Here is a 4,501-nt window from a genome sequence, read left to right on the forward strand (position 1 = left end):
CGTTCCATCGGCACCGCGCCCGGAGCGACCACGTGCACGGCCAGGCCGCGCGCCCGCAGGGCGCCGGCGGCCTCCAGGCCGATGAAGCCGGCGCCGATCAGCGCCACGCTGCGTGCGCCGGCGCTCGCGGCGATCAGCGCACGCGCATCGGCCAGCGAGCGCAAGGTGAACACGCGCGGTCCGTCCAGGCCCGGCAGATCCAGGCGCCGCGGCTCGGCGCCGGTCGCCAGCAGCACCGCGTCGTAGGCGACGCGTTCGCCGCCGCGCGTGCGCAGCTCGCGCGCGGCGGTGTCGATGCCGACGACCTCGCAGTCCAGACGCAGGTCGATCGCGCGCTCCGCATAGAACGCGACGCCCTGCAGCGGAATCCATTCCTCGGGCGCGCTGCCGGCGAGATAGTCCTTGGACAGGTTGGGCCTGTCGTAAGGCGCGGACGCGTCGGCGCTGAGCATCGTCACGGTACCCGCATGACCGAGCTCGCGCAGGCGTTCCGCCGCGGCGTAGCCGGCGGCGCCGCCGCCGACGATGGCGATGCGTTCGCGCGGCGTTCGCGGCCGCGGCGCCGGCGGTCGCGTCGGCGAGGTCTTCGCGCGCACGAACACGCGCTCGCCGACGACCTCGACCTGCCAGCAGGCCAGCGCGCCGAACGCCGGCGCCTTCAGCGCCGCACCGCTGCGCAGGCTGAAACAGGCGTGGTGCCAGGGACAGCGGATTTCCTCGCCGACGACGAGGCCTTCCGCCAGCGGCGCGCCGTAGTGCGTGCAGTTGCCGCTGACCGCGGCGTAGCCGTCGTCGAGCTGCGCGAGCAGCACGGCTTCGCCGGCGACGTGCCCGGCGAGCACGCCGGCAGCCGGCACTTCAGTCAGGGCGACGCCGGCCGCCAGATCGGGGCCGGGCGGCGGTGCATCGGTATGCGCCATTGTGGAATCCTCCTGAATGTCGACGAGCCGGCCTATCTTGCTCGATTGCCTTCAGGGATGCATGGCGCGGCGCGAGGTTTCCCGCCGGCGCCGCGCCGCGATGGAATCCTGCGCGCTGCCGCAGCCGTCGGGGCGAAGGAACCCCGAATGACTACCGATGTCCCCCCGAGGACCGTCGACTGCGCCGCCCCGGACGATGCCGCGCCGGCCTTGCCGCTGCGGCGCGGCGACCGCGCCGCGTTCCGCGCGCTCATGCAGCGCCGCAACGCTTGACGCGATGGCTTCGCGTCGCCGGCGGGACAGGCTCAGCCGACCGCGCCCGGCGACGGCGGATCGTCGAGAAATTCGGCGCTGGGTACGAAGAACAGCCCGCCGGTGACCGCACGGCTGAAATCCAGCAGCCGGTCGTAGTTGCCGGCCGGGCGGCCGATGAACATGTTCTCCAGCATCTGCTCGATGGTTCGCGGCGAACGCGTATAGCCGATGAAATAAGTGCCGAATTCCGCCTCGCCGGCGCGCCCGAACGGCATGTTCTCGCGCAGGATCTTTATCTCCCTGCCGTTCTCTTCGATCGTCGTCAGCGCATTGTGCGCGTAGCTCGGCTTGACCGCGTCGTCGAGCTCGATGTCCGACAGCTTGCGCCGGCCGACGATGCGCTCCTGCGTCTCGGTAGGCAGCGCGTTCCAGGCGCGCAGGTCGTGCAGGTATTTCTGCACGATCACGTAGCTGCCGCCGGCGAACGCCGCGTCCTCGTCGCCGATGCGCACCGCGTCGATCGCGGCCTGATCGACCGGGTTTTCGGTGCCGTCGACGAAGCCCAGCAGATCGCGCGCGTCGAAGTAGCGGAAGCCGTGCACTTCGTCGGCGCTGGTCGCGACGCCGGCCAGACGGTCCATGAGGCGGCTCGCGAGTTCGAAACACAGATCCATGCGTTCGGCGCGGATGTGGAACAGCAGATCGCCCGGCGTCGCCGGCGCATGCCGCGCGTCGGCGCGGAGCTCCCTGAACGGATGCAGCTCGGCCGGCCGCGGCCCGCCGAACAGGCGGTCCCAGGCCAGCGCGCCGAAGCCGAGCACGCAGCAAAGCCCGCTTTGCGGATCGCGGAAACCGACGCTGCGCACGAGCGCGGCAAGATCGGCGGCCAGGTCGCGCACGACGGCGGTGTCGGCGTCGGGATTCAGGCTGAGCACGAGATAGATCGCCGCGCGCGTCAGCGGCGATACCACGGGTTGCGAAGCGGGGCCGGCAGCGGGCATGCGCGATGTCCTGGGCGAGTCGATCCTGGAAGCGGAGTCTACGGCCGGCGCAGCGGACGTCGCAGTGGTTGGCCGCATCGCCGGGAATACCGTTTCGCGGCAGCGGTCACGCCGGCTTCGCGAGCGCCGCGTTCCGCAGCGGCCGCAAAGGCGGAAACGCCAGCGCCATGGCCGCGGCAGCCAGGCCGACCAGGCCCGAGCCGACGAACAGCCAGCCATAGCCGCCCCAGGTGTCGAACAGCCAGCCGCCGGCCAGCGGACCGAAGGCCATGCCGAGGCTCGACAGCATCATCGCCGCGCCGAGCACGGTGCCGAGCGCGCGCGGGCCGAAATACGCGCGCGCGAGCACCGCGTACAGCGGCATGACGCCGCCGTAGGCCGTGCCGAAGACCATCGCGAGCAGATAGAAATCGCGCAGATCGCGCACGAACAGATAGCCGGCGATCGCGAGCGCCTGCACCAGCAGGCCCGCGACAATTACGCGTTTCACGCCGAGCCGGTCGGCCAGCGCGCCGAGCAGCAGGCGCCCGACGAGACCGGCCAGGCCTTCGACGCTGTAGATGCTGACCGCGGCCATGGGCCCTATGCCGCAGACGATCGCATAGCTGACCATGTGGAAGATCGGTCCCGAATGGGCCGCGCAACACGCGAAAAAGGTCAGGCCGAGCACGAGGAATTCGCGCGAACCGAGCGCCTGCTTCGCCGACGGACCATCGGCGCCGCTCTCGCCTGACGCCTGCGCCATCGGGCTCGCGTCGGCCGCACGCGGCGCGCGGCGCAGCAGCAGCGCGACCGGCAGCAGCAGCCAGGTGCCCAGTCCGATCAGCAGCAGGGCCGTGCGCCATTCGTAGGCGTCGATGAGCCAGCGCGCGAGCGGCGAGATCGTCATGGGCGCGACGCCCATGCCGGCCGAGACCAGCGACACGGCCAGCGCGCGATGGCGGTCGAACCAGGCCGTCGTCAGCGCCATCAGCGGCGCGAAGAACGCGCTCGCGGCGAGGCCGACGAGGATGCCGTAGAGCAGCTGGAACTGCAGCAGCGTGGCGGCCCGGCTGGCGAGGGTCAATGCGAGACCGAGCAGCAGCACGCCGGCCAGCACGACCGGCCGCGCGCCGTAGCGGTCGCTCGCCGCGCCCCAGAACGGCGCGCCGGCTCCCATGAACAGGAAGTTCAAGGTCATCGCGCTCGAAATGCCGGTGCGCGACCAGCCCGTCGCGCTCGCGATCGGTGCAAGGAACACGGCCAGCGAAAACATCGCGCCGAGCGCGACGCAGCCGAGCAGTGCGCCGACCGCGACGATGATCCATCGATACGGAACGCTCATGGCGCGTCTCCGTGCTGTCGCAGCCGCTGTCGCCGCGCCGGCCGCTCGCCGCCGGCCGGGCCCCCGGCATTCCCCGTCATCGCGCGCATCGCATCGTCTCCGTCGTCGTCTGGCGAAGGCGACGAACGGGCGAGCGGAAAAACGACATGGCCGGTGGGCGATAGATCGGGGTCGATGCACGGCCGGGTCCGCCCGCGCCGGATTCCGGCGACGGCAATGTGCGGCCGGGTTGCCGGGACGGCCGGCGACGCCGATCCGAGCGTCAGGCGATCTTCTGCGTCACGTAGGCGATCGTGCGATACGGCATCGCGACGACGGCGCGGCCGGCCAGCGACGGTTCGGCCGCGATCCTTGCGCGGATCCGCTGCGCGAGCTCCTCGCGCGCCATATCGGGCAACGCGGCGACGAAGCTCGTCGACAGCAGCCGGCCGACGATGACGGTCTCGGCCGGGCCTTCGTGCGCATGAGCGAACTCGCTGGCCTGCAGCGGACCGAAGCCCTCGGCAGGGAACACGCGGCGCCAGGCGTCGCTGGCCTGCCGCGGCGTGTCGCCGGCGTAGTCGCGCACGAGTTCGGCGAGCTGCGCGACCCAGGCCACGCGCTCGTCGCGGACGTTCCAGATCAGGCCGAGCCGGCCGCCGTGCTTCAGCACGCGGCGGATCTCGGCCAGCGCCGCGGCGGTCGCGAACCAGTGGAACGCGGTCGCGCAGACCACGGCATCGACGCTCGCATCGGCGAGCGGCATGGCTTCGGCCGAACCTTCGAGCACGGGCAGCTGCGGATAGGCCGCGGCGAACTGCGCGCGCATGCCGGCGACCGGTTCGATCGCGACGACGTCGGCGCCGGTCGCGAGCAGGCTCGGCACCAACTTGCCGGTGCCGGCGCCGAGATCGACGACGCGCGCCCGCGGCACCAGCGCGAGCGCGTCGCGCAGCCAGCCGACGATCGCGGCCGGATAGCCGGGCCGGCCGCGCGCGTAGGTGGCGGCGCCCCGATCGAAG

General features: G+C 72.1%; 5 protein-coding genes. 1 reads left to right on the forward strand and 4 read right to left on the reverse strand.

All coding sequences use genetic code 11. The annotated features are described in order from the left end of the window. On the reverse strand, positions 1–920 hold a 920-nt coding region (locus NON22_RS20715; protein WP_257388879.1), incomplete at its 3' end, for an FAD-dependent oxidoreductase. 147 nt (positions 921–1,067) lie between these two features. Between NON22_RS20715 and NON22_RS20720 the strand changes: the two genes are divergently transcribed. Then, positions 1,068–1,193 (forward strand): hypothetical protein, encoded by a 126-nt coding sequence (locus NON22_RS20720; RefSeq protein WP_257388881.1) that lies wholly within the window; start codon positions 1,068–1,070, stop codon positions 1,191–1,193. A 32-nt stretch (positions 1,194–1,225) separates the two neighbouring features. Here the strand turns inward: NON22_RS20720 and NON22_RS20725 are convergent, their stop codons facing one another. From NON22_RS20725 to NON22_RS20735, 3 genes are all read right to left on the reverse strand, one after another. Beyond that, entirely contained in the window at positions 1,226–2,176 is a 951-nt protein-coding gene (locus tag NON22_RS20725) for a Dyp-type peroxidase (RefSeq protein WP_257388882.1), read from the reverse strand. Between the two features lie 106 nt (positions 2,177–2,282). Then, entirely contained in the window at positions 2,283–3,500 is a 1,218-nt protein-coding gene (locus NON22_RS20730) for an MFS transporter (protein WP_257388883.1), read from the reverse strand. A gap of 262 nt (positions 3,501–3,762) precedes the next feature. After that, on the reverse strand, positions 3,763–4,501 hold a 739-nt coding region (locus NON22_RS20735), incomplete at its 5' end, for a class I SAM-dependent methyltransferase (RefSeq protein ID WP_257388885.1).

Origin of the sequence: Tahibacter caeni (genome assembly GCF_024609805.1) — a bacterium.
GTDB lineage: Bacteria > Pseudomonadota > Gammaproteobacteria > Xanthomonadales > Rhodanobacteraceae > Tahibacter > Tahibacter caeni.

Bases quoted from the DNA above. Each gene is read 5' to 3' on its own strand.
- NON22_RS20725 (WP_257388882.1), bottom strand. From the start codon at position 2,176: ATGCCCGCTGCCGGCCCCGCTTCGCAACCCGTGGTATCGCCGCTGACG.
- NON22_RS20730 (WP_257388883.1), bottom strand. From the start codon at position 3,500: ATGAGCGTTCCGTATCGATGGATCATCGTCGCGGTCGGCGCACTGCTC.
- NON22_RS20720 (WP_257388881.1), top strand. From the start codon at position 1,068: ATGACTACCGATGTCCCCCCGAGGACCGTCGACTGCGCCGCCCCGGAC.